The organism is Kitasatospora sp. NPDC089509 (genome assembly GCF_044749365.1).
Classification (GTDB): domain Bacteria; phylum Actinomycetota; class Actinomycetes; order Streptomycetales; family Streptomycetaceae; genus Kitasatospora.
Map to the genome: position 1 here is coordinate 39,880 of NZ_JBIVHS010000019.1, position 26,911 is coordinate 66,790.

23 protein-coding genes, 1 tRNA gene and 1 pseudogene are annotated in these 26,911 nt (G+C 71.6%); 19 read left to right on the forward strand and 6 right to left on the reverse strand.

From position 1 onward, the window contains the following. Positions 1-244 precede the first annotated feature (244 nt). Together ACIP4P_RS31300 and ACIP4P_RS31305 are read right to left on the reverse strand one after the other, a co-directional pair. Positions 245-1,522 carry a PTS transporter subunit EIIC gene (locus tag ACIP4P_RS31300; protein WP_400924237.1) on the reverse strand — a complete coding sequence of 426 codons (1,278 nt, stop codon included), beginning with the start codon at positions 1,520-1,522 and terminating at the stop codon, positions 245-247. A gap of 534 nt (positions 1,523-2,056) precedes the next feature. Further along, positions 2,057-3,358, reverse strand: a complete 1,302-nt coding sequence (locus tag ACIP4P_RS31305) for a PTS transporter subunit EIIC (protein WP_350514854.1) — start codon at positions 3,356-3,358, stop codon at positions 2,057-2,059. Positions 3,359-3,744: 386 nt separating this feature from the next. On the opposite strand from ACIP4P_RS31305, the pseudogene ACIP4P_RS31310 reads away from it, so the two are divergent. The 4 genes and pseudogenes from ACIP4P_RS31310 to rdgB all read left to right on the forward strand — a co-directional run. Beyond that, positions 3,745-4,005, forward strand: a pseudogene (locus ACIP4P_RS31310) (glucose PTS transporter subunit EIIB); the annotation flags it as partial. Between the two features lie 160 nt (positions 4,006-4,165). Beyond that, on the forward strand, positions 4,166-4,891 hold the full coding sequence (rph, locus tag ACIP4P_RS31315; RefSeq protein ID WP_350514853.1) for a ribonuclease PH: 726 nt from the start codon (positions 4,166-4,168) through the stop codon (positions 4,889-4,891). Positions 4,892-5,040: 149 nt separating this feature from the next. Next, complete coding sequence (locus ACIP4P_RS31320; RefSeq protein ID WP_350514852.1) at positions 5,041-5,430, forward strand: hypothetical protein; 390 nt, start codon at positions 5,041-5,043, stop codon at positions 5,428-5,430. Between the two features lie 30 nt (positions 5,431-5,460). Beyond that, on the forward strand, positions 5,461-6,066 hold the full coding sequence (gene rdgB / locus ACIP4P_RS31325) for an RdgB/HAM1 family non-canonical purine NTP pyrophosphatase (protein ID WP_350514851.1): 606 nt from the start codon (positions 5,461-5,463) through the stop codon (positions 6,064-6,066). 78 nt (positions 6,067-6,144) lie between these two features. Here rdgB and ACIP4P_RS31330 read toward each other — a convergent pair. Together ACIP4P_RS31330 and ACIP4P_RS31335 are read right to left on the reverse strand one after the other, a co-directional pair. Beyond that, a tRNA-Leu gene (locus ACIP4P_RS31330) sits at positions 6,145-6,227 on the reverse strand. A 47-nt stretch (positions 6,228-6,274) separates the two neighbouring features. Then, the gene (locus tag ACIP4P_RS31335) at positions 6,275-6,925 is read right to left on the reverse strand and encodes an HNH endonuclease (protein ID WP_400924240.1); all 651 of its coding nucleotides are present in this window, start codon (positions 6,923-6,925) and stop codon (positions 6,275-6,277) included. Positions 6,926-7,146: 221 nt separating this feature from the next. On the opposite strand from ACIP4P_RS31335, the gene ACIP4P_RS31340 reads away from it, so the two are divergent. Next, a complete protein-coding gene (locus tag ACIP4P_RS31340; RefSeq protein WP_400924242.1) occupies positions 7,147-9,630 on the forward strand; it encodes a chitinase C-terminal domain-containing protein in 2,484 nt (827 codons plus the stop codon). Between the two features lie 102 nt (positions 9,631-9,732). On the opposite strand, the gene bcp is transcribed toward ACIP4P_RS31340, so the two are convergent. Continuing rightward, positions 9,733-10,206 (reverse strand): thioredoxin-dependent thiol peroxidase, encoded by a 474-nt coding sequence (gene bcp, locus ACIP4P_RS31345; protein ID WP_350514848.1) that lies wholly within the window; start codon positions 10,204-10,206, stop codon positions 9,733-9,735. A gap of 165 nt (positions 10,207-10,371) precedes the next feature. Here bcp and ACIP4P_RS31350 point away from each other — a divergent pair, with 165 nt between their 5' ends. The 3 genes from ACIP4P_RS31350 (at position 10,372) to ACIP4P_RS31360 (ending at position 12,521) form a co-directional block, all read left to right on the forward strand. Beyond that, positions 10,372-10,713, forward strand: a complete 342-nt coding sequence (locus ACIP4P_RS31350) for a DUF3618 domain-containing protein (RefSeq protein ID WP_350514847.1) — start codon at positions 10,372-10,374, stop codon at positions 10,711-10,713. 187 nt (positions 10,714-10,900) lie between these two features. Beyond that, positions 10,901-11,203, forward strand: coding sequence for a co-chaperone GroES (locus ACIP4P_RS31355; protein WP_079136310.1), 303 nt, complete (start codon positions 10,901-10,903; stop codon positions 11,201-11,203). A gap of 145 nt (positions 11,204-11,348) precedes the next feature. Beyond that, positions 11,349-12,521 (forward strand): winged helix DNA-binding domain-containing protein, encoded by a 1,173-nt coding sequence (locus tag ACIP4P_RS31360; protein ID WP_400924245.1) that lies wholly within the window; start codon positions 11,349-11,351, stop codon positions 12,519-12,521. A gap of 13 nt (positions 12,522-12,534) precedes the next feature. On the opposite strand, the gene ACIP4P_RS31365 is transcribed toward ACIP4P_RS31360, so the two are convergent. Next, the gene (locus ACIP4P_RS31365) at positions 12,535-14,847 is read right to left on the reverse strand and encodes a transglycosylase domain-containing protein (protein ID WP_400924247.1); all 2,313 of its coding nucleotides are present in this window, start codon (positions 14,845-14,847) and stop codon (positions 12,535-12,537) included. Between the two features lie 294 nt (positions 14,848-15,141). On the opposite strand from ACIP4P_RS31365, the gene ACIP4P_RS31370 reads away from it, so the two are divergent. The 11 genes from ACIP4P_RS31370 (at position 15,142) to ACIP4P_RS31420 (ending at position 26,734) form a co-directional block, all read left to right on the forward strand. Next, entirely contained in the window at positions 15,142-15,939 is a 798-nt protein-coding gene (locus tag ACIP4P_RS31370; protein WP_350518097.1) for an ABC-2 family transporter protein, read from the forward strand. Next, positions 15,932-16,822 carry an ABC transporter permease gene (locus ACIP4P_RS31375; protein WP_400924249.1) on the forward strand — a complete coding sequence of 297 codons (891 nt, stop codon included), beginning with the start codon at positions 15,932-15,934 and terminating at the stop codon, positions 16,820-16,822. The genes ACIP4P_RS31370 and ACIP4P_RS31375 overlap by 8 nt, the downstream gene beginning before the upstream one ends. Before the next feature lie 27 nt (positions 16,823-16,849). Beyond that, positions 16,850-17,809 (forward strand): ATP-binding cassette domain-containing protein, encoded by a 960-nt coding sequence (locus ACIP4P_RS31380; RefSeq protein WP_400924251.1) that lies wholly within the window; start codon positions 16,850-16,852, stop codon positions 17,807-17,809. 206 nt (positions 17,810-18,015) lie between these two features. Beyond that, positions 18,016-19,242 (forward strand): glycosyltransferase family 2 protein, encoded by a 1,227-nt coding sequence (locus ACIP4P_RS31385; RefSeq protein ID WP_400924253.1) that lies wholly within the window; start codon positions 18,016-18,018, stop codon positions 19,240-19,242. Further along, complete coding sequence (locus ACIP4P_RS31390; protein WP_400924256.1) at positions 19,239-20,678, forward strand: nucleotide sugar dehydrogenase; 1,440 nt, start codon at positions 19,239-19,241, stop codon at positions 20,676-20,678. Before ACIP4P_RS31385 ends, ACIP4P_RS31390 begins: the two co-directional genes overlap by 4 nt. Before the next feature lie 167 nt (positions 20,679-20,845). Then, positions 20,846-22,141 (forward strand): DUF445 domain-containing protein, encoded by a 1,296-nt coding sequence (locus ACIP4P_RS31395; RefSeq protein ID WP_400924258.1) that lies wholly within the window; start codon positions 20,846-20,848, stop codon positions 22,139-22,141. A gap of 99 nt (positions 22,142-22,240) precedes the next feature. Continuing rightward, positions 22,241-23,275: an adenosine deaminase gene (locus ACIP4P_RS31400; protein ID WP_400924439.1), complete on the forward strand. Its 1,035-nt coding sequence runs from the start codon at positions 22,241-22,243 to the stop codon at positions 23,273-23,275. A 222-nt stretch (positions 23,276-23,497) separates the two neighbouring features. Then, entirely contained in the window at positions 23,498-24,067 is a 570-nt protein-coding gene (locus ACIP4P_RS31405) for a toxin-antitoxin system HicB family antitoxin (protein ID WP_400924260.1), read from the forward strand. A gap of 137 nt (positions 24,068-24,204) precedes the next feature. Next, positions 24,205-25,044 carry a DUF4097 family beta strand repeat-containing protein gene (locus tag ACIP4P_RS31410; protein WP_350518104.1) on the forward strand — a complete coding sequence of 280 codons (840 nt, stop codon included), beginning with the start codon at positions 24,205-24,207 and terminating at the stop codon, positions 25,042-25,044. Further along, on the forward strand, positions 25,044-25,970 hold the full coding sequence (locus ACIP4P_RS31415) for an ATP-binding cassette domain-containing protein (RefSeq protein ID WP_400924263.1): 927 nt from the start codon (positions 25,044-25,046) through the stop codon (positions 25,968-25,970). The genes ACIP4P_RS31410 and ACIP4P_RS31415 overlap by 1 nt, the downstream gene beginning before the upstream one ends. Continuing rightward, positions 25,967-26,734, forward strand: coding sequence for an ABC transporter permease (locus ACIP4P_RS31420; RefSeq protein ID WP_350518106.1), 768 nt, complete (start codon positions 25,967-25,969; stop codon positions 26,732-26,734). The genes ACIP4P_RS31415 and ACIP4P_RS31420 overlap by 4 nt, the downstream gene beginning before the upstream one ends. Positions 26,735-26,911: the final 177 nt, after the last annotated feature.

Here is a 26,911-nt window from a genome sequence, read left to right on the forward strand (position 1 = left end):
GGGACGTCAGCCGGGCGGCGGCGGGGGAACGGTCAGCTCAGCCGCGACACGCCGCGGACCACACGCGACCGAAGTCGATGTGGCTGCGGGTGACCAGCGGGCACGAGGCGTTCACCGGTTCAGTTGACCAGGGCCTCCGTCGGTTCGTCAACCGCCGTTGTCGCCGGGTACGCGGAAGGCCCCGCCCCGCCGCCGGGGGAGCGGCGGTGGGGCGGGGCCTTCGGGAGCGGGGGTGACGCGGGCCTCAGGCCTTGGTCACGTCCTCGATCTCGTTGTCGTCCTCGCGACCGGGGGTCTTGAGGTCGAACTTGGTGATCGCGAAGCGGAAGAGGAAGTAGTACAGCGCCGCGAAGACCAGGCCGATCGGGATGATCAGCCAGGGCTCGGTGGCCTTGCTCCAGGCGAGTGCGTAGTCGATCAGACCACCGGAGAAGGTGAAGCCGTCGTGCACGCCGAGCGCCCAGGTGACGGTCATCGAGACGGCGGTGAGGACCGCGTGGATGACGTACAGGACCGGGGCGATGAAGACGAAGGAGAACTCGATCGGCTCGGTGACACCGGTGACGAAGGAGGTCAGGGCGAGCGAGACCATCATGCCGGTGACGGCCTTGCGGCGGTGCGGCTTGGCGGCGTGGGCGATGGCCAGCGCGGCGGCGGGCAGCGCGAACATCATGATCGGGTAGAAGCCCGCCATGAACTGTCCGGCGGTCGGGTCGCCGGCGAAGAAGCGGGTCAGGTCGCCGTGCACGACGGTGCCGTCGGGCTTGGTGAAGTCACCGGTCTGGAACCAGGCGTAGGAGTTCACGAACTGGTGCATGCCGACCGGCAGCAGGCCGCGGTTGACCAGGCCGAAGGCGCCGGCGCCGAGCGCGCCCGCACCGATCAGGGTGTCGTTCAGGCTCTTGATGGCGTCGCCGATCGGGCCCCAGGTCAGGGCGAACAGCACACCGACGGCGGTGCCGACGAAGGCCATGATGATCGGGACCAGGCGACGGCCGTTGAAGAAGCCGAGCCAGTCGACCAGCTTGGTGCGGTGGTACTTCTGCCACAGCACCGCGGCCAGCAGACCGATCACGATGCCGCCGAGTACTCCCGGGTTCTGGTACGTCGGGGGGACCCACTTGCCGTCGGCGATGTGGCCGTCGGTGATCGGGAACGCGGTGAGCACGTTCTTGTACACCAGGAAGCCGACCAATGCGGCGAGGGCGGTGGAGCCGTCCGCCTTCTTGGCGAAGCCGATCGCGATGCCCACCGCGAACAGCAGCGGCAGGTTGTCGAAGACACCGTTGCCGGCCGTGGCGAAGACCGAGGCGACCTTGTCCCAGCCGAGGCCGTCCTTGCCGAACACGTCGTCCTGGCCGAGGCGCATCAGCAGGCCGGCGGCGGGGAGCACCGCGATGGGCAGCTGGAGGCTGCGACCGATCTTCTGCAGACCCTGGAGGACGTTCTGACCGAACTGCTTGGCGGGGCTGGGCGAGGCCGGAGCCGTGGCGGGCGCCGGTGCCTGCGCAGACTGACTCATGGGGGTGGGTTCCTAACGGCATGGCGGTCGGTCGGGGGAGGGCACAGGGGGGCCAACCGCGAACTGGTCTACACCACGTGTGGTGTAGACCAGTTTGTAGCACGGGTGGAGAAGGCGGGGAACCCCGAAAAGCGCCGCCGTCGTGAAGCGCTATGAAATCGAAACCTGGACCCGGAGCGACGATCATGATTTCAGTCGCGATTGTGATTTTGGCTATTTGCGCAACAAAAAGCGCGGAGGCCTTGGGGCGACAGGGCGACGACCGGTCCGGGGTCGTGGTCGGACGATCCGCCCACTCCGGGGAGTGCGCGGCGGCTGCTGAGAGTGACCGGAGCGGCTGCGGGCGGGTCCGGAGGCATCCCCCCACCGTCGGTCGGCGCCGCTCCGGAGTGCCGGCCGGGTCGGCCGGATCGCCACCGAATTGTCTTTCCGGTGTTTATCGGGCCGGGAATTAAGTCCTACGGTGAAATGCCGAAGGCCCTCGGACCGATGGGTCCGAGGGCCTTTGCGGCGATGGTTCCGGGGCGACCGGATTCAGGCTTTGGTGACGTCCTCGATCTCGCTCTCGTCCTCCCGGCCAGGTGTTTTCAGGTCGAATTTGACGATGACGAACCGGAAGACCGTGTAGTACACCGCGGCGAAGACCAGGCCGATCGGGATGATCAGCCAGGGTTTGGTGGCGAGTCCCCAGTTGATCACGTAGTCGATCAGGCCGGCCGAGAAGCTGAAGCCGTCGTGCACCCCCAGCCCCCAGGTGACGGCCATCGAGGCGCCGGTCAGCAGCGCGTGCAGGCCGTACAGGGCCGGGGCGATGTAGGCGAAGGAGTACTCCAGCGGCTCGGTGACGCCGGTGACGAAGGAGGTCAGGCCGACCGAGAGCATCAGGCCGTAGATCTCCTTGCGACGGTGCGGCTTGGCCGCGTGCGCGATCGCGAGGGCCGCGGCGGGCAGCGCGAACATCATGATCGGGAAGAATCCGGACTGGAACTGGCCGGCCGTCGGGTCGCCCGCGAGGAAACGCGGGATGTCGCCGTGCACGAGGCTGCCGTCCGGCTTCGTGAACTCGCCGAACTGGAACCAGACGAAGGTGTTCAGCAGCTGGTGCATACCGATCAGCAGCAGCGCCCGGTTGAACAGGCCGAAGATGCCGGCGCCGCCCGCGCCGAGATCGGCCAGGTTCTGCGAGAAGTCGTTCAGGCCGCGGCCGATCGGCGGCCACACCCACAGCGCGATGCAGGCGGTGACCAGGCCCACCACGGCGGTGATCATCGGCACCAGGCGGCGGCCGTTGAAGAAGCCCAGCCAGTCGACCAGCTTGACGCGGTGGAAGCGGACCCAGAGCCAGGCCGACATCAGGCCGATCAGGATGCCGCCCAGCACCCCCGGGTTCTGGTACGTCGCCGCCGCGGCCTTGGCCGAGGAGTAGTCCACGCACTGGGCGGTCCAGGCGTCGGGGACCTGGACGGTGCCGGCCTTGCAGCTCTCCGGGAAGGCGTGCAGGACCTTGTAGTACACCAGGAAGCCGACCACGGCGGCGAGCGCCGTCGAGCCGTCCGCCTTCTTGGCCATGCCGATCGCCACACCGATGCAGAACAGCAGCGGCAGGCCGAGCGAGGAGTCGAGCAGCGCGCCGCCCGCCGCCGCGAAGACCTTGGCCACGTCGGTCCAGCCCAGGCCGTCCTTGCCGAACACGTCGGGCTGGCCGAGTCGGTTGAGGATGCCCGCGGCCGGGAGCACCGCGACCGGCAGCTGGAGCGAGCGGCCCATCTTCTGGAGACCGCCGTAGAAGCCGTGCCACCACACGGTCCGCGGAGCCGTGGCGCCTGCCGAACTCATCCTTCGCCCTCCGAGAGCAGTTGCCGAGCAGCGGGCCCCGGCGGGACCCTCGGGCGGGGCTCAGGAACACCCGGGGTCCTTCCTGCGTTCATCGGAGTACACATATATTGGTGTAGACCACTTTGGGACGCAGGCCGGACGCCGGGACGCGAGCCCCCGCTGATCGTCATCCTCGGGTGGCACTCGGGAGCCTGCGCGCCGGAATGGGCCAAAAGTGGACTAACGTGGCAGACCGGACCGGCTCGGGTCATGCTGGTCGCGCTGCCCGGCAGCGCGACCCCGGCTGAACCCGCGTCAGCCACCGGCACGGACCTCACCGCCCGACGGACGAGGACCGACCCGCGGACCCCAGCACAGCGCAGGACGGCACCCGGCAGAGCAGCCGGCGGGCCGAGACAGAGGGAGAGAACCAGATGGCCAGCAAGGCTGAGAAGATCGTCGCCGGTCTGGGCGGCATCGACAACATCGAAGAGGTCGAAGGCTGCATCACCCGCCTCCGCACCGAGGTCAAGGACGCCTCCCTCGTCGACGAGGCCGCCCTCAAGGCCGCCGGCGCCCACGGCGTCGTCAAGATGGGCACCGCGATCCAGGTCGTCATCGGCACCGACGCCGACCCGATCGCCGCCGACATCGAAGACATGATGTGAGCTGAGCCACCCAGGCTCGACCACCCACGGCCCGCCGACCCGCTCAGGGGGACGGCGGGCCGAGGTGCATCCGCGATCGGCCGCCCGTCCGTCCGCCCCGTCCGTCCGTCCGCCCGTCCGCAGCCGGACGGCACGCCCCGAGCGGCTACGCTCAGTGGCTATGTCACGCATCGACGGCCGCACCCCCGACCAGCTCCGCCCCATCACCATCGAGCGGGGCTGGAGCAAGCACGCCGAAGGCTCCGTCCTCGTCTCCTACGGCGACACCAAGGTGCTGTGCACCGCCAGCGTCACCGAAGGCGTCCCCCGCTGGCGCAAGGGCAGCGGCGAAGGCTGGGTCACCGCCGAGTACTCCATGCTCCCGCGCGCCACCAACACCCGCGGCGACCGCGAGTCCGTCAAGGGCCGCATCGGCGGCCGCACCCACGAGATCAGCCGCCTCATCGGCCGCTCCCTGCGCGCCGTCATCGACCACCGCGCCCTCGCCGAGAACACCATCGTCCTCGACTGCGACGTCCTCCAGGCCGACGGCGGCACCCGCACCGCCGCCATCACCGGCGCCTACGTCGCCCTCGTCGACGCCGTCTCCTGGGCCCGCGAACGCAAGCTCCTCCGCGCCAAGGGCCAGCCGATCACCGGCGGCGTCAGCGCCGTCAGCGTCGGCATCATCGACGGCGTCCCGATGCTCGACCTCCAGTACGAGGAGGACGTGCGCGCCGAGACCGACATGAACATCGTCTGCACCTCCGACGGCCGCTTCGTCGAGGTCCAGGGCACCGCCGAAGGCGCCCCCTTCGACCGCGCCCTGCTCGACCGACTGCTCGACCTCGGCACCCTCGGCTGCGCCGAACTGGACGAGATCCAGCGCAAGGTGCTCGAAGGCTGACGCCACCTCCGCGGTCGGACGGGTGTGCGGACCGCTGTACACGTCCGGCCCGCAGACCGTACGGTTCCCGCAGCACCACCGCTGCGGGAACCACGCAACCGGTGGCGCACGTCCCTCCCCATGGAACCCCCGCCCACCAGGAGGACCGGATGCCGTCGAGCATCGCCCGCCCCGCCGCCCTCGCCGTGGCCGGACTGATCGCGATCCTCCCGCTCAGCATGGTGAGTTGCTCCGCCGCCCAGAAGGCGATGGACTGCGGCAACACCGCCGTGAAGATCACCGCCGACCTCGCCGACCTCACCAAGGCCTACGACAACTCCAGCAACGACTCGGCCGCCGCCGGGAAGGCGCTGCAGAAGCTCAAGGGCGACCTCGACCAGGTCGGCAAGAACTCCAAGAACACCGACGTGGTCAAGGCCGTGACCGACCTGCAGAAGCAGGCCGACCTGGTCCAGCAGGCCGTCGACAAGAAGCAGGCCCCCGACCTCAAGCCGCTCGGCGACGCGGCGGGCAACCTCACCTCGGTCTGCACCGGCTGACACCCCCGGGCGCTCGATAGGGTGGGCGATATGTCCACCCGTCTGATCCTCGCCACCCGCAACCGGCACAAGGTCGCCGAACTGCGCGCCATCCTCACCGAGGCCGGCCTCGACGTCGAACTCGTCGGCGCCGACGCCTACCCCGAGATCCCGGACGTCCCCGAGACCGGCGTCACCTTCGCCGAGAACGCCCTGCTCAAGGCCCACGCCCTGGCCCGCGCCACCGGCCTGCCCGCCGTCGCCGACGACTCCGGCCTCTGCGTCGACGTCCTCAACGGCGCGCCCGGCATCTTCTCCGCCCGCTGGTCCGGCAAGCACGGCGACGACCTCGCCAACCTGGACCTGCTGCTCGCCCAGCTCTCCGACATCGCCGACCCGCACCGCGGCGCCCACTTCTTCTGCGCCGCCGCCCTCGCCCTGCCCGACGGCACCGAACGCGTCGTCGAGGGACGGCTGCTGGGGACGCTCCGGACCGCCCCGGCGGGCGACGGTGGCTTCGGCTACGACCCGATCCTCCAGCCGCTGGGGGAGACCCGGACCTGCGCGGAGATGACGGCGGACGAGAAGAACGCCATCAGCCACCGGGGCCAGGCGTTCCGGGCGCTGGCGCCGGTGGTCAAGGACCTCATCGGCTGACGGGGAGTCCGAAGAACTGAAGGCCGGCCCTGGGATTTCTTCCCGGGGCCGGCCTTCGATTCTTAGGTGCAAGACCAGTGCGGCCTGAGGGATTCGAACCCTCACGGGGTCTCCCCCACCGGATCCTAAGTCCGGCGCGGCTGCCGTTACGCCAAGGCCGCATACGGCCTCTAGTTTAGGGCTTCGGATCCGGTGGGGACACCTCGATTCAGCGGAGCGGTGTCCGCCTGTTCTTGTTCCGACCGCAGTACGTGTCGGTGACGGCGTGGCAGTTCGGGCAGAGTAGTCGGAGGTTGTCCGGCCGGTTGTCCGACCAGTCGCCGCTGATGTGGTCGACTTCCAGGGTCATCGCTCGTCCTCGCCATTCGGGGCCGGTGCCGCACTCCTCGCAGAGCTCGGGCCGGCCCAGTTCAGCGAGGGCGCGGCGGATCCGGGTGCCGGGAAGCCGCTTGGTGCCTTCGGCGCGCCGGACCAGGAGCTGGTCGGCCGGGATGAGGGTGCGGGAGTGCTTCCCCCGTCCGTGCGCCTGTCCGGTGAAGTGTGAGGTGTCGATTCCGAGGGCCTTGATGCGGCGCCCGATGTGGGCCTGAGTGCCGCCCGCTTGGCGCTTGTGGAGGTAGCGCACCACTCCGGCGACGCTGTGCGACACCGCGACGGCCTCCTGGAGGAGCTCTCGGGTGTAGATGCTTCCGGTGGGGCGGAAGTGCGAGGTGTCGATCCCGCATTCGGTGAGCCTGCGGCGCAGGTACTTGCGGCTCTCATGATTCGGCTCGCGGTCGAGCGTGATCAGCATCTCGTCCAGCGTGGTCGCGGCCGCCGCCGTGGCGGCGAGCAGGTCGCGGGTGTACTTGACCGGCATGGCGGTCTCCTTCGGGCAGTTGTCGTGCCCCTTCCCCGGTATGCGAACGACCGGGGCCGTTTTTGGTCACGGGCTGGCCGGGGTTTGCCGAGTGATGACCAATTGGTACAGACCTATTGACCTGTGTGGTTCAGACCACATAGCTTCGGCGCCAATTGTGAATCCCCCCACGTGCGTGCTCCCCCACGGGCATGCGCCGACACTCTCTCCTGGAGGACCGAGTGTTGATCCGAAGCACGGCCGAGCGGCGTCCCACCGCCGCTCGCCGAGGTAAGAGTCCGGCGGCCCGGGCGGGTGTCGCGTCGTTGGCGGCGGCCGCGTTGGCCGGGCTGTTGACGGCGACGCTGGGTGCGGTGCCCTCGCAGGCGTCGGCGGCCGTCGACAACGCTGCCTGTCGGCCGGACGGGCTGTACCAGACCCCCGGGGTGGACGTCCCGTACTGCTCGGTCTACGACACCGGCGGGCGCGAGAAGATGGGCGCGGACCACCAGCGGCGCATCATCGGGTACTTCACCGGCTGGCGCACCGGGAAGAACGGCGACCAGCCGTACCTGGTGAGCGACATCCCCTGGGACAAGGTCACCCACCTCAACTACGCGTTCGGGCACGTCGGCGGCGACAACAAGCTGTCGGTCGGGACGGACGGTCCGACCAACGCGGCGACCGGGATGTCGTTCCCCGGGGTGCCGGGGGCGGAGCTGGACCCGACGCTGCCGTACAAGGGCCACTTCAACCTGCTGACGAAGTACAAGAAGCAGTACCCGAACGTCAAGACCCTGATCTCGGTGGGTGGTTGGACCGAGACCGGCGGCTACTTCGACGACGGCGGCAGCCGGGTGAACTCCGGCGGCTTCTACTCGATGACGGTCAACCCGGACGGCAGCGTCAACCAGGCGGGCATCGACACCTTCGCCGCCTCCTCGGTGGACTTCATCCGCAAGTACGGCTTCAACGGCGTCGACATCGACTACGAGTACCCGACCTCGATGAAGGACGCGGGCAACCCGCTGGACTGGCAGCTGGCCAACGGCAAGCGCGGTTCGCTGGCCAAGGGCTACGCGGCGCTGATGAAGACCCTGCGGGAGAACCTGGACAAGGCGGGCGCCGCCGACGGCCGGCACTACCTGCTGTCGGTCGCGGCGCCGTCCTCCGGTTACCTGCTGCGGGGGATGGAGACCTTCCAGGTCGCCCAGTACCTGGACTACGTCAACATCATGTCGTACGACCTGCACGGTGCCTGGAACAAGTACGTCGGCCCGAACGCCTCGCTCTACGACGACGGCAAGGACGGCGAGTTGGCGGCCGCCAACGTGTACGGCACCGCGCAGTACGGCGGCATCGGCTACCTGAACGCCGACTGGTCGTACCACTACTTCCGCGGGTCGATGCCGGCCGGCCGGATCAACGTCGGGCTGCCGTACTACACCCGTGGTTTCAAGAACGTGCAGGGCGGCACCAACGGCCTGTGGGGCACGGCCGCGGCCACCAGCTGCCCGGCCGGGTCCGGGCTGACCTCCTGCGGTGACGGCGCGGTCGGCATCGACAACATCTGGAACGACAAGGACACCGCGGGCAAGGAGTCCCCGGCCGGGTCGAACCCGATGTGGCACGCCAAGAACCTGGAGAAGGGCGTGCTGCCCGACTACCTCGCCAAGTACGGGGTGACGGACACCGCGCTGCAGGGCAGTTACACCCGCAACTACAGCGACGCCCTGGCGGCGCCGTGGCTGTGGAACGACGCCAAGAAGGTGTTCCTGTCCACCGAGGACGAGCAGTCGGTGGGCGCCAAGGCGGACTACATCGTCAACCAGGGTGCCGGCGGGGCGATGATCTGGGAGCTCGCGGGCGATTACAAGTGGGACGCCACCGCCAACGGCGGCAAGGGCGAGTACGTCCCCGGTTCGACGCTGACCTCGCTGATGTACGACAGGTTCAAGGCGGCGAGCCCGTACGGTGCGACGCGTTCGACGGTGCCGCTGCCGCAGCAGACCCTGCCGGTCGACGTGTCGTTCACCAACTTCGCGCTGGGCGACTCGAACTACCCGATCAACCCGAAGCTGCACATCGTCAACAACTCGACGCTGACCCTGCCGGGCGGCACCGAGTTCCAGTTCGACTACTCCAACTCGGCCCCGGGCAACGCCAAGGACCAGTCCGGGTTCGGGCTGCAGGTGATCCGGCAGGACAACCCGGGCCCGGGCAACACGGGCGGCCTGAAGGGCACCTACAACCGGGTGTCGGTCAAGCTGCCGGGGTGGCAGTCGCTGGCGCCGGGTGCCTCGGTGGACATCGACTTCGTCTACTACCTGCCGGTGTCCACGCCGTCGAACTGGACGGTCAACGTGGGCGGCACGCTGTACGGGCTCAAGGGGGACCTGACCCGGGGCACGGTGGACGGCGGTACGCCGACGCCCACTCCGACGGGTACGCCGACCGGCACCCCCACGGGTACGCCGACCGGCACTCCGACCGGTACCCCCACGGGTACGCCCACCGCCACCCCGACCGGTACCCCGAGCCCGACCGCGACCCCGACCTCGGGGTCCTGCGCGGCCGCGCCGGGCTGGGACGCGGGCACCACCTACGCGTCGCCGACCAAGGTGTCCTGGAAGGGCCACTACTACCAGAACAAGTGGTGGACCAAGGGCGACGACCCCGCGGTCAGCGGCGCCTGGGGCGTCTGGAGCGACCTCGGGGCCTGCTGACGCCGACGGCGCCGGAGGTCACCTGAGGTGAGGAACGGCGGTGGCGGCCCACCCGGTCGGGGGGTGGGCCGCCACCGCTTCGTACGGAGGGATCCCGGGGGATCAGGCCTCGACCTTGAGGTCGCGCAGCAGCTTGGCGACGTGGCCGGTGGCCTTGACGTTGTACAGCGCGCGCTCGACCTTGCCCTGCTCGTCGACGATGATCGTGGAGCGGATGACGCCCTGGTAGGTGCGGCCGTAGTTCTGCTTCTCGCCGTAGGCGGCGTAGGCCTCCAGGACCCGGTGCTCGGGGTCGGAGAGCAGGGTGACCTTGAGGTCCTCCTTCTCGCGGAACTTTCCGAGCTTCTCCGGCTGGTCGGGGGAGATGCCGATGACGTCGTAGCCGGCGCCCGCGAAGACCTCCAGGTTGTCGGTGAAGTCGCAGGCCTGCTTGGTGCAGCCGGGGGTGAGCGCGGCCGGGTAGAAGTAGACGATGACCTTGCGGCCGAGGTGGTCGGCGAGCGAGACCTGGTTGCCGTCGGCGTCGGACAGGCTGAAGGCGGGCGCGGTGTCGCCGGGCTGGAGGCGCTCAGTCACGGTCGTACTCTCCTGGAGGCTGGACGGGCGGTCGTACGCGGTCGTACCACGGCAAACTTACCCCCGTTGGTGGGTGGGGCCGCGCGTCCGTGCGCGGCAGCTGACAAACTGGGTTGGTCGCACAGGACGACAGGACTACATCGGCAAGTGAATGGGGTGGCCCGAGTGGGCGAGGCGAGCACGCAGGACAAGCCGGCGCGGACGGCTGCGCAGATCGAGGCCGACATCGAGCGCACCCGCGACCGGCTGGCGGCGAACCTGGACGAGCTGGCCGTGCGGATCCACCCGACCACCATCTCCGCGCAGGTCAAGGCCAAGGCGATGGCCACCGTCGAGGAGAAGACGGCGCGGGCGTACGTGGCCGCGAACGGCCTGGTGGAGAAGGTGAAGGCGCAGTTCGTGGACGAGCAGGGGCAGCCGCGCAAGGAGCGGATCGTCCCGGCCGCGCTGGTCGGCCTGGGCCTGGTGGTGCTGCTCGCCTCCTCGCGCAAGCGCGACAAGGACTGACCGCGGTGCCGCGGGGGCCGGGTCGTCGATCGGCGACCCGGCCCTTCCGCATTCCGGGCTGGCGTCACGCCGCGCGTACGGGGGCGGTACCGTCGGGACCGTGAGTACGAACGACAACCCGACGCATTCCGACCACGAGCACGATGCCGCACGGCACGACCGGCTGGGCGAGAAGCTGCCGATCCGGATGCTGCACGACCGCGTGCTGGTGCGCATCGAGGGCAGTGAGGGCGAGCGCCGCTCGACCGGCGGCATCCTGATCCCGGCGACCGCGGAGCTGTCCAAGCGCTGCACCTGGGCGGAGGCCGTGGCGGTGGGCCAGAGCGTGCGCTCGGTGGAGCCCGGTGACCGGGTGCTGTACGACCCGGAGGACAAGCTGGAGGTGGAGGTCCGCGGCGCCACCTACGTGCTGCTGCGCGAGCGGGACCTGCACGCGGTGGCGGCGACCCGCTTCGGGGACACGGAGGGCTCGACCGGGCTGTACCTGTAGCGACCCCGTACCTGTGGTGACCCCTGTCGCGAGGCCGACGGCGACCCCGGCGAACAGTTGTTCGCGGTCGGCCTCCGGCGGGTCGGCCCGGGCGGCGTCGACCCGGTCGGCCGGTTCTGTCGGTGCCGGGGGCTAGGGTCCGGGCATGAGTGTCCCGGTGATCGGTGATGGTGAGCGGCGGGCCCGGTTGGGGCGTCGGCAGTTGTTGGCGGCCTCGGTGCGGGCGGCGCGGGTGGAGGACGTGGCCGACGCGGTGGTCGGGCTGCACGCGACGGACGCGGCGACGGTGTACCTGTCGGCCTGTGCGCGGCTGGCGGAGCCGTCGGCGGCGGCGGTGGAGCGGGCGCTGTACGAGGACGTGTCGCTGGTGAAGCTGCTGTCGATGCGGCGGACGATCTTCGCGGTGACGGAGGGCCTGGCCCCGTACGTGAGTTCGGGGGCGGCGCGGGCGATCGCGGTGAAGGAGCGGGCGACGTTGCTGAAGCACCTGCGGGACCACGCGGAGGGCTGGGACGAGGCCCGGCTGGCCGCGACGGAGCGCGAGGTGCTGGCCGCGCTGGCGGTGCGCGGGGAGGCGACGACCCAGGAACTGGGCCGGGACGTACCGCAGTTGCGCGAGACGATGCTGATGTCGGCGGGCAAGGCGTACGAGGCGAGGCAGAGTGTGGGCAGTCGGCTGCTGAGCCTGCTGGCCTCGGACGGGCACGTCCGCCGGTGCCGTCCGCGCGGTTCCTGGGCGAGCAGCAGCTATCCGTGGGCGCTGGTGCCGCAGTGGCCGGAGGTGCCGGTGCGGGAGGCGAAGGCGGAGGTGGTGCGGCGGTGGCTGGCGGCGTACGGGCCGGCCACGGTGGAGGACGTGAAGTGGTGGACGGGTTGGACGCTGGGGGACGTCCGTACGGCGCTGGCGGACGTGGACGCGCGGGCGGTGGCGCTGGCGGACGGTGCGGCGGCGGTGGTGCTGCCGGGGGACGAGGGGCCGGTAGCGCCGCCCGAGCCGTGGGCGGCGCTGCTGCCGGCGCTGGATCCGGCGGTGATGGGCTGGCGCGGGCGGGACTGGTACCTGCGGCCGGAGGACGTGCCGGCGCTGTTCGACCGGGCGGGCAACGCCGGGCCGACGGTGTGGTGGTGCGGTGAGGTGGTCGGGGGCTGGGCGCAGCGGTCGGACGGTGAGGTGGTGTGGCGGTTGTTCCGGGACGTCGGGTCGGCGGCGGAGCGGGCGGTCGCGGCGGAGGTCGGGCGGTTGACGGGGTGGTTGGGGGAGGTGCGGGTGACGCCGCGGATCCGGACGCCGCTGGAGCGGGAGTTGGTGGCCGGGTAGCCCACCCCGGGGGCTACTGGGCGGGCGCCGTGGCCGTGTTGGTGGGTGCGGTGGTGGCGGTGGGCGGGTTGCTGGGTCGGGCGGGCCGGGTCGGGGTGGGCCGGGTGCTGGGGCTGGGTTGTTCTTCGGTGGGGGCGGGTTGGGGGTTCTGCGGGCTGGGGGCGGCGGGGGGTGCGGGCTGGTCGGTGGCGGCGGGGGCGCTGGGGGCCTGGCCGGTGGGGGCGGTGACGGGGGCGCCGGTGGGGGCGGGTGCGGTGGTGGTGCTCGGGCTGGGGCTGGAACTTCCGCTCGGGGTGGGCCAGTTGCCGGTGTTGCGGTCGCCGTGGCCGGTCTGCAGGTCGAACTGCTGGGTGGGGGTGTTGCCCAGGGCGGCGGTCATGTAGTCGGTCCAGATCTTGGTGGGGAAGGCGCCGCCGTTGATCCGGGTGAGGCCGGCCGTGCCGGACAGTGGTTCCTTGGCGTGGCTCTTCGGGTTCTCGCGGAACAGGCCGACGGTGGTGGTGAGTTCGGGGGTGTAGCCGGCGAACCAGGCGGAGAGGTTGGCGTCGGTGGTGCCGGTCTTGCCGGCGGCGGGGCGGCCGAGGTCGAGGGCGGCGGCGCCGGTGCCGCGGGGGCTGATGACGTCGCGCAGGACGTCGGTGACGGAGTCGGCGACGGTGCGGCCGATGGCGTCGGTGGCCTTGTGGTCGGGCATCTTGGGGACGTCGACGCCGCCGCCGGGGTTGACCCGTTCGAGTTTCTGGACGGACCACGGGGTGTGGGCCTGGCCGTGGTTGGCGAGGGTGGCGTAGGCGCCGGCCAGGTCGAGGGCGCTGGGGGTGGCGGTGCCGAGGGTCATCGAGGTGTTGGCCGGGTCCATGCCGCGGACGCTGTCGGGGATGCCGAGTTTGACGGCGGTCTCGCGGACCCGGGCGAGTCCGGCGTCGACGCCTTCCTGGGCGTAGACGGAGTTGACGGACTTGACCATGGCGTGGCGCAGGGTGATGTTGCCGTAGTCGACGTCGTCTTCGTTGGGCGGCGCGTAGGGGGTGGGGCCGCCGGTGACGGGGCGTTCGCTGGTGCCGTCGTAGCGGGTCTCGGTGGTGATCGGGCGGCCGTCGAGGGTGTGTTGGGCGATCAGGCCGGCGGCGAGGTCGATCGGTTTGAAGGTGGAGCCGATCTGGTTGTCCTGGCGCAGGGCGTCGTTGTAGGGCTGTTTGGCGTAGTCGGGGCCGCCGTAGACGGCGACGACGCGGCCGGTGGCGGGTTCGACGGAGGCGCCGGCGACGCGGACGTCGGTGTCGGTGGTGGGGCGGGCCTTGGGGTCGAGTTCGCCGGTGAGTTCGTCCTGGACGGCTTTGACGAAGGAGTCCTGCTTGGGTTTGTCGAAGGTGGTGGTGATCCGCCAGCCGCCGGCCTTGAGGGTGGCGGCGTCGATGGTGCCGGAGGAGATCAGGTAGTCGTCGGCGACGCCGACCAGGTAGCCGGCCTGGCCGGCCAGGCCGGTGGCGGGTTGGGGGTCGATGGGTTCGGGGAAGGTGGTGGCGTTGCGGTCGGCGGTGGTGAGGAAGCCGAGTTGGACCATGCCGTCGAGGGCGTAGTTCCAGCGGGCGACGGCCTTCTCGCGGTTGGCGGGGGTGGCGGTCCTGACGTCGTAGAGGCTGGGGGCCTGGAGCAGGGAGGCGAGGTAGGCGCCCTGGCCGAGGGTGAGTTGGGAGACGTCGACGCCGTAGTAGGCGTGGGCGGCGCTCTGGATGCCGTAGGCGCCGCGGCCGAAGTAGCTGCTGTTGAGGTAGCCGGCGAGGATGTCCTTCTTGTCGCGCTGCTGGTCGACCTTGAGGGCGATGAACAGTTCGCGGCCCTTGCGTTCGAAGGTCTGGTCCTGGGTCAGGTAGTAGTTCTTGACGTACTGCTGGGTGATGGTGGAGCCGCCCTGCATGCCCTTGCCGAGGAGGGTGTTCCAGCCGGCCCGGAGCATGCCCTTCAGGTCGACGCCGCGGTTCTGGTAGAAGGTGCGGTCCTCGGCGGAGACGACGGCCTGTTGGGTCTGCAGGGGGATCTGGTCGATGGTGACGTCGGTGCGGTTGACGGCGCCGGTGCGGGCGATCTCGGTGGTGCCGTCGGCGTAGAGGTAGATGTTGTTCTGGGCGGTGGCGCGGGCGTTGGGGTCGGGCACCGGGACGATGACGTAGAGCACGGCGAAGGCGCCGACGGCGAGCAGTAGCAGTGCGGTGAGGGTGCCGAGGGTGATCCGCCAGGTGGGGAGGAGCCGGCGCCAGAGGGGGAGGGCGCGGCGGGCTTCGCGGCGGGCGGCCCGTTTGGCCTGGCGGCGGGTGCTCAACGTCATGGCGGGATTATCTGCTATTTGACGTGGGTTCAGCAGCGGTGGGGGCTGTGAACTGCGGTGTTGCGCCTGCGGCGGGGCGTCGTCGGGGTCGCGGTGGTCGTGCGATCGGAAACCGGGTGCGGGTGGGGTGCGGCGGAGGTACGGTGAAAGATGCGAACTTCATAGCGCACCCGTTTCTGACAGCTCCGCCCGTCCGGCCCGGTACCCCCGGGGTCGGCTGGTCGGGGCCGATGGGGTGTGCGCGGATGTCGATGGGCACCTTCCTCTGGCCGTATTTGTCGACAAGGAGACAATATGCTCTACGCCGCCGTGGCTCGCGGCGCCTTCCGCCGCTACTCCACCTACCGGGCCGCCACCTTGGCCGGTACCTTCACCAACACCGTCTTCGGGGTCATCCTGGCCTCCTCCTTCCTCGCGCTCTGGCAGGCCCGCCCGGGCCTCGGCGGCTACGACCAGAGCCAAGCCGTCACCTACATCTGGGTCAGCCAGGGCCTGTTGGTCACCGTCGCGGTCTGGGGCGGCGGCTTCCAGGACGACGTCCAGGACCGCTTCCGCACCGGGGACATCGCCGTCGACCTCTACCGACCGGTGGACTTCCAGGGCTGGTGGCTGGCCACCGACCTCGGCCGGGCCGGCTTCCAGGCCCTGGTCCGCGGCACCGTGCCGATGCTGGTCGGCGCGCTGGTGTTCCGCACCCGGATGCCCGAACAGCCGCTGACCTGGCTGTTCTTCCTGCTCTCGGCACTGCTCGCGGTGCTGGTCAGCTTCGGGCTGCGGTTCCTGGTCTCGCTCACCGGCTTCTGGCTGCACGACTCCGAGGGGGTGCGCGCGGTGATGCTGGTGGTGTCGATGTTCTTCTCCGGGATGCTGCTGCCGATCGCCCTGTTCCCGGGGTGGCTCGGCGACCTCGCCCGGGTGCTGCCCTGGGCGGCGCTGATCAAGGTGCCGACCGACGTCTTCCTGGAGCGGGCGAGCGGCGCCGGGCTGGTCCCGGCGCTGGGCTTCCAACTCGGCTGGGCGGCCGTGCTGCTCGCCGTCGGGCGGGCCGCGCAGTGGCTGGCGACCCGTCGGGTGGTGGTGCAGGGTGGCTGACCGACTCCTGCCGGTGGCCGAGCGGCCCCTGCCGGCGGCCGGGCAACTCCGGCCGCGCACCGAGCCCTTCACCGCGCGGACGGCCTGGGCGGTCCGCTCCTGGTGGCTGTGCGCCCGGATGTGGATGCGCTCGATGATGGCCTACCGGGCCTCCTTCCTGCTGAACCTGCTGGCCAGCCTGGTCACCCACTCGCTCGACTTCCTCGTGCTGGTGCTGATGTTCCGGCACACCGACCGGCTCGGCGGCTGGAACCTGCCGGAGATCGCCTTCCTCTACGCCACCGCGACCTTCTCGCTCGGCATGGCCAACCTGCTGGTCGGCTCGGCCGACGGCCTGGGCGTACGGATCGCCGGCGGCACGCTCGACACCATGCTGATCCGCCCCGCCCCGGCGCTCTCCCAGCTCTGCGCCGAGCGCTTCACCCTGCGCCGACTCGGCCGCCCGCTCCAGGCCCTGATCGTGCTCGCCTGGTCGCTGGCCGCCCTGGACGTGCACTGGACCTGGGACCGGGTGCTGCTGGTGCCCGTGCTGCTGGTGTGCGGCAGCGTCATCTTCGGGGCGATCTACGTCGGCGGGGCCACCGTCCAGTTCTGGTGGGGCGAGTCCAAGGAGATCCAGAACTCCTTCACCTACGGCGGTGCGACCCTGCTGCACTACCCGCCGACCATCTTCGCCAAGGAACTGGTCGCCGGGGTGGTCTTCGGCGTCCCGCTGGCCTTCGTCAACTGGCTGCCCACCCTGCGCATCCTCGACCGGCCCGACCCGCTCGGACTGCCCACCGCCTTCCAGTACGCCTCCCCGGTCGCCGCAGCGCTGTGCGTCGCCGCCGCCGGGCTCGCCTGGCGCGCCGGACTGCGCGCCTACCGCGGCACCGGCAGCTGAACTCCCCCTCCCCGTAAGGACAACACCGTGGCACTGATCGAACTCCAGGACGTCCGCCGCACCTTCACCGTGCGCGCCCGCACCGGCCGGTTCAGCCGGGTCAAGCGCGAGGTGCGCGCGGTCGACGGGCTCAGCTTCACCGTCGAGGCCGGCGAGTGCGTCGGCTACATCGGGCCCAACGGCGCCGGCAAGTCGACCACCATCAAGATGCTCACCGGAATCCTCGTCCCCAGCTCCGGCCGGCTGCGGGTCGCCGGGGTCGACCCGGCCCGCGAACGGGTCGCGCTGGCCCGTCGGATCGGCGTCGTCTTCGGGCAGCGCACCACCCTGTGGTGGGACCTCCCGCTGCGCGACTCCTTCGAACTCGCCCGCCGGATCTACCGGATCCCCGACCGGCGGTACCGCGAGAACCTCGGCCGCTGCATCGAACTGCTCGACCTGGACGGCTTGTTGGACACCCCCGTCCGGCAGCTCTCGCTCGGCCAGCGGATGCGCGGCGACCTCGCGGCGGCCCTGCTGCACGACCCCCAGGTGCTCTACCTGGACGAGCCGACCATCGGCCTGGACGTGGTCAGCAAGGGCCGGGTGCGGGAGTTCCTGCGCGAGGTCAACCGGGACGGCGGCACCACCGTGCTGCTCACCACCCACGACCTCACCGACATCGAGCAGCTCTGCGACCGGGTGATGGTGATCGACCACGGCCGGGTCGTCCACGACGGCGGGCTGGACGAACTGCACGCCGCCGGGCGCAGCGAGCGGACCCTGGTGGTCGACCTGGCCGACGCCCGGCCGCCGATCGAGGTGGCCGGGGCGCGGGTGGTGAAGGTCGAGGGGCCGCGCCAGTGGCTGGCCTTCCCGGCGCGGGAGAGCGCGGCGCCGATCGTGGCGGCGGTCGCGGCGCGGTACCCGCTGGTGGACCTCTCGGTGCGGGAGCCGGCGATCGAGGACGTGATCGCGCGGATGTACGCGAAGGTCGCGATCGGGTAGTCGGGCCTGGGCGAGCGGGTCGGCCTGGTCTGCCTGGTCGGCTGGGCCGGCCTGGCCCGGCGGTTCGGCCGGAGCGTCAAGCCGGTGTTCGGATCGCTCACCCGTTCGGGGAGGGTACGTGACTCCCCGGCGGGCGGCCGAGTTGACCGTGCGTCGCCCGTCGATCCGCGCACCGGCGAACCGCACCCCCGGAGGTCCGCCGCCCGATGACCGTACCCGACGTGACCGTGGTGGTCGCGGTCCACAACACCATGCCGTACCTCACCGCCTGCCTGGACTCGCTGGTCGGGCAGTCCCTGGCGCCGGGGCGGCTGGAGGTGGTGGTCGTCGACGACGGCTCCACGGACGGCGGTGAGACGCTGCTGGACGAGTACGCCGACCGGCACCCCGGGCTGTTCCAGGTGGTCCACCAGCCCAACTCGGGCGGGCCGGCCGGCCCCACCAACCGCGGCCTGGACCTGGCCCGCGGCCGGTACGTGCTGTTCCTCGGCGCCGACGACTGGCTCGGCCCGGAGGCGCTGGAACGGCTGGTCGCGGCCGCCGACCGCTGGGGCTCGGACGTGGTGGTGCCCAAGCAGGTCGGGGTGAACGGGCGGCTGGTGCCGCAGGGGATCTTCCACGCCGACGCCGAGTCGGTCGACTTCACCGACTCGGCGCTGGCCTGGGCGCTGTCCGACACCAAGCTGTTCCGGCTCGACCTCATCCGGCGCCACGGGCTGCGCCGCGACGAGGGGCTGAAGGTCTTCTCGGACCAGCCGTTCACCCTGGAGGCCTGTCTGCGGGCGGACCGGGTGTCCGTGCTCGCCGGATACGACTGCTACTTCCTGGTGCTGCGCGAGGACCGGGGCAACGTGACCGAGCGGGCCTCGGTGCTGGACCGGCTGCGCGGGATCACCGCCCTCCAGCAGGTGGCGGCCGAACTGGCCGAGCCGGGCGAGGAGTTGGACGCCATCCGGGCCCGCAGCTTCGCCTGGGACGTGCCCCGGCTGCTCCAGGACGGCTTCCTGATGCTGGACGACGGGCTGCAGCAGCGGGTGTGCGCCGAGGTCGGCCGGATGATCGAGCGCTTCGGCGCCCGCGAGGTGTACGACCGGCTGCCGGTCGCCGCCCGGGTACGGCTCGAACTCGCCGCCGCCGTACGGCCGGAGGCGCTGCGGGACCAGATCCGCTACGAGGCGGCGCACGGCGAACCGCCGGCGGTGGCGGAGGGGCGGCGGCGCTACGCGGGCTACCCGGCGTTCCGGGACGGGCGGCTCGGCCTGGCCGACGAGGTGTTCCTGCTGCCGGAGGAGCCGCGGGTGGCGGTCGTTCCGCCGCTCAACCTGGCCCAGCAACTGTGGCGCGGGATCGTCCCGGAGCAGGTGCGGCGCGGGCTGCGGCGCCATCCGGCGTGGCGCAGGCTGGCCAACTCGGTGAACGGAGGACGGGGATGAGCGGGCCCGTGGCGGGGGGCGGCGTGGACGCGGGTGCGGGTGCGGGTCCGGGGGCGGCGGGGGTGGACGTGGATGTGGACGTGGACCCGGGTGCGGACGTCCGTGCGGGCGGGCTGGTGGGCGACGGCCCGGACGTGTGCGTGGTCGGGCTCGGCAAGCTGGGGCTGCCGCTGGCCGTGCAGTTCGCGCTGAAGGGTCACCGGGTGACCGGGGCCGACATCGCGCCCCGGGTGGTGGCGAGCGTCAACCAGGGCGTGCCGCCGTTCCCCCGGGAGGAGGGTTTGGACGAGGCGCTGAAGCGGGTGGTCGCCGAGGGCCGGCTGCGCGCCACCACCGACACCACGGCCGCGGTGGCGGCCGCCCACGCCGTCGTCCTGGTCGTCCCGCTGGTCACCGCCGCCGACGGCACCCCGGACTTCGCACTGCTCGACGCGGCCACCGACGCGGTCGCGGCCGGGCTGCGCCGGGGCACGCTGGTCAGCTACGAGACCACTCTGCCGGTCGGCACCACCCGGGGGCGCTGGGCGCCCCGGCTGGTGGCCGGCTCCGGACTGGCGGCCGGGACGGACTTCGCGCTGGTGTTCAGCCCCGAGCGGGTGCGCACCGGGCGGGTCTTCGCCGACCTGCGGCGCTACCCCAAGCTGGTCGGCGGCCTGGACGCCTCCTCGGTGCGGCGCGGCGCCGAGTTCTACCGGGCGGTGCTGGACTTCGACCCGCGCCCCGACCTGCCCCGGCCGAACGGGGTGTGGGAGCTGGCCTCGCTGGAGGCGGCCGAGTTCGCCAAGCTCGCCGAGACCACGTACCGGGACGTCAACATCGCGCTGGCCAACCAGTTCGCCCGGTACGCGGACCGGGTCGGGGTGGACTTCGCCGAGGTCGCCGACGCCTGCAACTCGCAGCCCTACAGCCACCTGCACCGGCCGGGGATCGCCGTCGGCGGGCACTGCATCCCGGTGTACCCGCGGCTGTACCTGTGGAACGACCCGGCGGCGACGGTGGTCAGGGCGGCTCGGGAGGCCAACCTGGAGGTGCCCGGGTACGCGGTCGGGGTGCTGGCCGGGGCCCTCGCCGGGGAACTGCCGGGCGGGATCGCCGGGCGGGGGGTGCTGGTGCTGGGGGCCTCCTACCGGGGCGGGGTCAAGGAGACGGCGTACTCGGGGGTGTTCCCGCTGGTGGCGGCGCTGGAGGCGGCCGGGGCCCGGCCGTACGTCGCCGATCCGCTGTACCGGGCGGCGGAGCTGACGGCGCTCGGGCTGCCGCCGTACGGCGGGGAGCCGGTGGTGGCGGCGGTGCTGCAGGCGGACCACCCGGAGTACCGGGAGCTGGAACCGGCGGACCTGCCGGGGGTGCGGGTGCTGCTGGACGGGCGGCGGTGCACGGACCCGGCGCGGTGGGCGGGGGCGGGGGTGCGGCGGATCGTGCTGGGCGGGGCCTGACCGTGGGACCGGCAGCGCGCGGGCCGGAGCGGGGTGGCAGCGCGTGGGCCGGAGCGGGGTGGCGGTTCTGGGCGCGGGACGGTTCGGAGGGGCGTGAGCCGACGTTCCGGGGCGGGTGATCGCGGGGCACGCCCCCGTCCGCGCCGGGCACGGGGCAGACTGGCGGGGTGAGTGACGAAGCCTTCAGCGGGACCGGGCCCGGGGTCCGGTTCACCGCGGCCGACGAGGAGAAGAGACGCGGCGTCCGCCGGATGAAGACCATCGCGACCGGCCTGCTGGCCTTCGCGACCCTGGTCTTCGCCCTGGCCACCTGGGCGAAGGCGGCCGGTGCCGGCGCCTGGGCCGGGTACGTGGCGGCCGCCGCCGAGGCGGGCATGGTCGGCGCGCTGGCCGACTGGTTCGCGGTGACCGCCCTGTTCCGCCGCCCGTTCGGCCTGCCGATCCCGCACACCGCGATCATCCCGACCAAGAAGGACGCCTTCGGGCGCTCGCTCGGCGACTTCGTCGGCGACAACTTCCTGGCCGGCCACGTGGTGCGCGGTCGGCTCGCCGCGCTCGGCGTCGGCCGCCGGCTGGGGGAGTGGCTGGCCGCGCCGGGCAGTGCCGAGCGGGTCACCAAGGAGGCCTCGGCGGCGCTGCGCGGGGTGCTCGCGGTGCTGCGCGACGAGGACGTGCGGGCGGTGGTCGCCGAGGCGGTGACCCGGCGGGCCGCCGCCACCTCGGTGGCCGAGCCGATGGGCCGGATGCTGGGCAAGGTGGTCGCCGACGGCGGGCACCACGGCGTGGTCGACCTGGTCGCCGTCCGGGCGCACGACTGGCTGACCGCCAACCACGAGGACGTGGTCCGCAAGGTCACCCAGAAGACCCCGGGCTGGACCCCGAAGTTCCTCGACCAGCAGGTCGGCGAACGGGTCTACAAGGAGCTGCTGCGCTTCGTCACCGACATCCGGGACGACCCGGAGCACCCGGCCCGCGGCGCCGTCGACAACTTCCTCGCCGACTTCGCCACCGAGCTGCAGACCGACCCGGAGACCATTGCCCGGGTCGAGCGGGCCAAGGTCGAACTGCTGGCCCGCCCCGAGGTGCAGGACCTGATCAACTCCACCTGGGCGGCCGTGCGGACCCTGGTGATGGGCGCGGCCGAGGACGAGGACAGCGAACTGCGCCGGCGCATCCGCGAGGGCGTGCACAGCTTCGGCGGGCGCCTGGCCACCGACGCCAAGCTCCAGGCCAAGGTGGACGGCTGGCTGCAGGACGCCGCCCAGTACCTGGTCGACACCTACCGGGCCGAGATCACCTCGCTGATCTCCGAGACGGTGGCGGGCTGGGACGCCGACGACGCGTCGCGCAAGATCGAGGCCAACGTGGGCCGTGACCTGCAGTTCATCCGGATCAACGGCACCGTGGTCGGCGCGCTGGCCGGGCTGCTGATCCACAGCGTGGCGGTGGCCCTCGGCGGGTGATCCGGGCTTCGGCCTATCCTTGCGAGCACAACTCGGAACGCGCGTAGAAGAGAAGAGGGAACGACCGTGGTCCAGCCGGACGGAAGTCGGATCGGAAACCTGGGTGACCAAAGCATCGAGGCGTTCATCGCCGGGATGCCCAAGGCGGAACTGCACGTCCACCACGTCGGCTCGGCCTCGCCGCGCATCGTCGCGGAGCTGGCCGCCCGGTACGCCGGGAAGTCCGCGGTGCCCACGGACCCGGCGGCGCTCGCCGAGTACTTCACCTTCACCGACTTCGCGCACTTCATCGAGGTCTACCTGAGCGTGGTGGACCTGGTCCGCGACGCCGAGGACGTCCGCGCGCTCACCTACGGCGTGGCCGAGGACATGGCCCGGCAGAACATCCGGTACGCCGAGCTGACCCTCACCCCGTACTCCTCGGTCAAGCGCGGCATCCCCGACGTGGCCTTCATGGAGGCGATCGAGGACGCCCGGCTGCGCGCCGAGAAGGACCTCGGCGTGGTGCTGCGCTGGTGCTTCGACATCCCGGGCGAGGCCGGGCTGGAGGCGGCCGAGATCACCGCCCGGCTGGCCACCGAGCTCGCCCCCGAGGGCCTGGTCAGCTTCGGCCTGGGCGGGCCGGAGATCGGCGTGCCGCGGCCGCAGTTCAAGCCGTACTTCGACCGGGCCCGGGCGGCCGGTCTGCGCTCCGTCCCGCACGCGGGCGAGACCACCGGGCCGCAGACGGTCTGGGACGCGATCCGCGAGCTCGGCGCCGAGCGCATCGGGCACGGCACCCAGGCGGTCCAGGACCCGGCGCTGCTCGACTACCTGGGCGAGCACCGGATCCCGCTGGAGGTCTGCCCGACCTCCAACATCGCCACCCGGGCGGTGGAGCGGATCGAGGACCACCCGATCAAGCGGATGGTGGACGCCGGGCTGCTGGTGACGGTCAACAGCGACGACCCGCCGATGTTCGGCACCGACCTCAACACCGAGTACGGGGTGGCCGCGCGGCTGCTGGGGCTGGACGAGGCCGGGGTGGCGGCGCTGGCGCGCAACGCGGTCGAGGCGTCGTTCCTGGAGCGGGCGGGCAAGGACCGACTGGTCGGCGAGATCGACTCCTACCTGGCGGGTTGGCAGCAGCGCTGACCCCTTCCGCTCCTGCTGTTCCCCTCCGTTCCCCGCTGTTCTCCCTGGTGAACCGCCCCGTCGGCCTCGGCCGGCGGGGCGGTTCCGTCGTTCTCCCGTCGTTCTCCCGTCGTTCTCCCGTTGCCGGCGCCGTTGCCGGCGCCGGACCTCCCGGCCGAGTGGTGCCAAAGTGGTGCCATTAATGGCTCGACATGGCGCCATCGCCGTGCCATGCTTTGAGCCATGGACCTCACGCCGTACGTCGACAACCTCCGGAACGAGCTCGCGGTGGCCGCCGCCACCGGCGGGGAAGAAGCCCGCGCGCTGGCCGACCGGCTGACGCTCCCGCTGGAGTCGGCCGTACGGCTCACGCTGCTCAACGCCCTGTCCGCCGCCATGGGCGAAGTCACCCGTGACCTCGCCCCGGGCTCGGTGGACGTGCGGTTGCGCGGACTCGACCCCGAGTTCGTGGTGACGGCGCCGCCCGGCTCCGGCGGTTTCCACGGCGATGTGCCGCCGGTGGCACCGCCGGTGGCGCCACTCGCCCCACCGGTGGCACCAGTGGTGCCGGCGGTGGGGCCGGAGTCGGACGAGTCGGGCACCGCCCGGATCAACCTGCGCCTGCCCGCGAACCTCAAGGCCCGGGCGGAGGAGGCCGCGGGGCAGGAGGGCCTCTCCCTCAACGCTTGGCTGGTCCGGGCCGTCGCCGGAGCGCTGGAGGGCGGCCAGCCGGCCGGCCGCCCGGCCGCCGACCTCGGCACCCGCGTCCCGCGCAGCGTCGGCGGCCAGGGTTTCACCGGCTGGGTCCACTGACGCCTCCGGGCCTCCGCGCCACCCGTACGACCTGAACGACCCGCACGACCTGCAAGACCCGAACCACCCGCACCTTCGACGTCACCCCCGCTCCGACCAGCGGGAACACCCACGAGAGTGAAGAGGACGGCACAGCCATGCCTACGTACGAGACCGACGGACCGATCTCCGCCTCCCTCGACTTCGAAATCGGCTCGGTGTGGGTCCGCGCGAGCAAGCGCGCCGACGCCGCGGTCGAGGTCCGTCCCGCCAGTGCGGACCGGGAGGCCGACATCAAGGCCGCCAAGCTGACCCAGGTCGACTTCTCCGGCGGTCGGCTCACCCTCAAGGGCCCCAAGCAGCGCACCGTGTTCTCCAGCAAGAAGGGCTCCATCGAGGTCCTCGTCGAGCTGCCCGTCGGCTCCGAGCTGCACCTCGACTCCCCGATGGCGGACGTGGTGACCGAGGGGCCGCTCGGCGACGTCCGGCTCAAGATCTCGATGGGCCGGATCCAGCTCGACCGGGCCGACAGCGCTCGGCTCAAGACCGACCACGGGGACATCCGGCTCGGCGCGATCGCCGGCGACGCCGAGGTGGCCGGGGCCGGCCGGATCGAGGTCGGCGCCGTCGGCGGGCGGCTGACGGTCAAGAACAGCAACGGCGACATCGAGATCGACGAGGTGCACGGCGAGCTGACCGCCAACGCCTCCAACGGCCGGATCCACGTCGGCCTCGCCGAGGGGGCCGTGGACGCCAAGACGGCGAACGGCCACATCCGGCTGGGCCGGGTGGTCCGCGGCAAGGTCTCGCTGCAGGCCGGCGTCGGGGACTTGGAGATCGGCATCGCCGAGGGCACGGCGGCCTGGCTGGACGTGCACAGCAAGTTCGGCGCCGTCCGCAACGAGCTGGGCGCGGCCGAGGGCCCGGGCCAGGCCCGGGAGACGGCCGAGATCCACGGCACCACCCAGGTCGGCAGCGTCACCGTCCGGAGGGCCTGATGGCGGCGATCTCGGCGGTCGGGCTGACCAAGTCCTACGGGGACAAGGAGGTACTCAGGGGCGTCGACCTGACCATCCCGGCGGGCAGCGTGTTCGCCCTGCTCGGGCCGAACGGCGCCGGCAAGACCACTACGGTGGAGATCCTCTCCACCCTGATCCCGGCCGACGGCGGCACCGCCCGGGTGGCCGGCCACGACGTGGTGCGCGAGGCCGACGGGGTGCGGAAGGCGATCGGGGTGACCGGCCAGTTCTCGGCGGTGGACAACCTGCTCACCGCCGAGGAGAACCTGCTGTTGATGGCCGACCTCAACCACCTCCCCCGTCGGGAGGGGCGGAGGCGGGCGGAGCGGCTGCTGGAGCGCTTCGAGCTCACCGAGGCGGCGCGCAAGCCCGTCGTCACCTTCTCCGGAGGCATGCGGCGCAAGCTCGACCTGGCGATGACCCTGGTCGGCGACCCGAAGGTGATCTTCCTGGACGAGCCCACCACCGGGCTGGACCCGCGCAGTCGGCGCACCATGTGGGAGATCATCCGGGGGCTGGTCGCCGACCACGGGGTGACGATCTTCCTCACCACCCAGTACCTGGAGGAGGCCGACCAACTCGCCGACCGGATAGCCGTCCTGGACGGCGGCCGGATCGTCGCCGAGGGCACGGCCGAGGAGCTCAAGCGGATCGTCCCCGGCGGGCGGATCCGGCTCCAGTTCGCGGACGCCCGCCAACTGGACCTCGCGGCCCGGCTGTTCGAGTACGCCACCGCCGACACCGAGGCGCTGCGACTGGACATCCCGGGGGACAACTCCGTGCTCACCGTGAAGACCGTGCTGGACACGCTCGACAACGCCTCCGTACGGGCCGAGTCGCTGGTCGTGGAGACGGCCGACCTGGACGACGTCTTCCTTCAACTCACCGGGGAGGGTGCGCGATGAGCGCGACGACCTACGCGGTCAGCGACTCGCTGACCATGCTGCGGCGCAACCTCAAGCGCGCCCAGCGGTATCCGGCGATGACCTTCTCGGTCGTGGTGATGCCGGTGATGATGCTGCTGCTCTTCAACTACGCCTTCGGCGGCGCACTGGGGGCGGGCATCGGGGGCGGCAGCTACATCGACTACGTCACGCCCGGCATCGTGCTGATGACGGCGACGGCCGGCTCGGTGGCCACGGCCGTGGGCGTCTGCGTCGACATGACCGAGGGCATCGTCAACCGCTTCCGGACGATGGCGATATCGCGCTCGGCCTTCCTGACCGGGCACGTGGTCGGCAGCGTCATACAGACCGTGGTCGCGCTGGTGTTCGTGATCGGCGCCGCCTTCGCGATGGGCTTCCGGTCGAGCGCGGGCCCGCTGGAATGGCTGGCGGCCGCCGGGCTGCTGATCTTCGTGACGCTCACGCTGACCTGGATCTCGGCCGGCATCGGGCTGGTCTCGAAGACCCCGGAGAGCGCCAGCAACACCCCGCTGCCGCTGACCTTCCTGCCCTTCATCGGCAGCGCGATCGTCCCGCCGGACTCGATGCCGACCGTGCTGCGCTGGTTCGCCGAGTACCAACCCTTCACCCCGATCATCGAGACCCTGCGCGGCCTGCTGATGGGCACCGGGATCGGCAACAGCGGCTGGATCGCCCTGGCCTGGTGCACCGGGCTGACCGTGGTCGGTTACTTCTGGTCGCGGAGCGTCTTCTACCGGCGGTGACGGGGGTACGGCCGCTAGCCGCCGGACGGCCCGGGCGGTGGGGGAGACCCACCACCCGGGCCGCACCGGTGTTTCCGGCCGCCGGCGGTCGAGGACCGTGCCGCGACGTTCGTGCCGCGACGGCCGTCCCGTGACGTCTGTTCCGTGACGGCCGTTCCGTGGCGACGTCGCCGCAGT

What these genes read in the sequence shown, in the direction of transcription:
- ACIP4P_RS31300 (WP_400924237.1), bottom strand. Translation starts at nt 1,522, where the DNA reads ATGAGTCAGTCTGCGCAGGCACCGGCGCCCGCCACGGCTCCGGCCTCG.
- ACIP4P_RS31305 (WP_350514854.1), bottom strand. Translation starts at nt 3,358, where the DNA reads ATGAGTTCGGCAGGCGCCACGGCTCCGCGGACCGTGTGGTGGCACGGC.
- rph (WP_350514853.1), top strand. Translation starts at nt 4,166, where the DNA reads ATGTCACGCATCGACGGCCGCACCCCCGACCAGCTCCGCCCCATCACC.
- ACIP4P_RS31320 (WP_350514852.1), top strand. Translation starts at nt 5,041, where the DNA reads ATGCCGTCGAGCATCGCCCGCCCCGCCGCCCTCGCCGTGGCCGGACTG.
- rdgB (WP_350514851.1), top strand. Translation starts at nt 5,461, where the DNA reads ATGTCCACCCGTCTGATCCTCGCCACCCGCAACCGGCACAAGGTCGCC.
- ACIP4P_RS31335 (WP_400924240.1), bottom strand. Translation starts at nt 6,925, where the DNA reads ATGCCGGTCAAGTACACCCGCGACCTGCTCGCCGCCACGGCGGCGGCC.
- ACIP4P_RS31355 (WP_079136310.1), top strand. Translation starts at nt 10,901, where the DNA reads ATGCTGCACGACCGCGTGCTGGTGCGCATCGAGGGCAGTGAGGGCGAG.
- ACIP4P_RS31360 (WP_400924245.1), top strand. Translation starts at nt 11,349, where the DNA reads ATGAGTGTCCCGGTGATCGGTGATGGTGAGCGGCGGGCCCGGTTGGGG.
- ACIP4P_RS31365 (WP_400924247.1), bottom strand. Translation starts at nt 14,847, where the DNA reads ATGACGTTGAGCACCCGCCGCCAGGCCAAACGGGCCGCCCGCCGCGAA.
- ACIP4P_RS31370 (WP_350518097.1), top strand. Translation starts at nt 15,142, where the DNA reads ATGCTCTACGCCGCCGTGGCTCGCGGCGCCTTCCGCCGCTACTCCACC.
- ACIP4P_RS31385 (WP_400924253.1), top strand. Translation starts at nt 18,016, where the DNA reads ATGACCGTACCCGACGTGACCGTGGTGGTCGCGGTCCACAACACCATG.
- ACIP4P_RS31390 (WP_400924256.1), top strand. Translation starts at nt 19,239, where the DNA reads ATGAGCGGGCCCGTGGCGGGGGGCGGCGTGGACGCGGGTGCGGGTGCG.
- ACIP4P_RS31405 (WP_400924260.1), top strand. Translation starts at nt 23,498, where the DNA reads ATGGACCTCACGCCGTACGTCGACAACCTCCGGAACGAGCTCGCGGTG.
- ACIP4P_RS31410 (WP_350518104.1), top strand. Translation starts at nt 24,205, where the DNA reads ATGCCTACGTACGAGACCGACGGACCGATCTCCGCCTCCCTCGACTTC.
- ACIP4P_RS31415 (WP_400924263.1), top strand. Translation starts at nt 25,044, where the DNA reads ATGGCGGCGATCTCGGCGGTCGGGCTGACCAAGTCCTACGGGGACAAG.
- ACIP4P_RS31420 (WP_350518106.1), top strand. Translation starts at nt 25,967, where the DNA reads ATGAGCGCGACGACCTACGCGGTCAGCGACTCGCTGACCATGCTGCGG.